This is a genomic window from Streptomyces sp. AC627_RSS907, from assembly GCF_019049165.1.
In genome coordinates, this window is the sequence record NZ_JAGMUE010000151.1 from 1 (window position 1) to 402 (window position 402).

1 rRNA gene is annotated in these 402 nt (G+C 58.0%); it reads right to left on the minus strand.

From position 1 onward, the window contains the following. Positions 1 to 15 precede the first annotated feature (15 nt). Positions 16 to 402 (minus strand): 16S ribosomal RNA (locus KUM32_RS28680); the annotation flags it as partial.

A 402-nucleotide genomic window follows, 5' to 3' on the forward strand; every position in this document is an offset into this window, starting at 1 on the left:
AGAAGTGCTCCTTAGAAAGGAGGTGATCCAGCCGCACCTTCCGGTACGGCTACCTTGTTACGACTTCGTCCCAATCGCCAGTCCCACCTTCGACAGCTCCCTCCCACAAGGGGTTGGGCCACCGGCTTCGGGTGTTACCGACTTTCGTGACGTGACGGGCGGTGTGTACAAGGCCCGGGAACGTATTCACCGCAGCAATGCTGATCTGCGATTACTAGCGACTCCGACTTCATGGGGTCGAGTTGCAGACCCCAATCCGAACTGAGACCGGCTTTTTGAGATTCGCTCCACCTCACGGTATCGCAGCTCATTGTACCGGCCATTGTAGCACGTGTGCAGCCCAAGACATAAGGGGCATGATGACTTGACGTCGTCCCCACCTTCCTCCGAGTTGACCCCGGC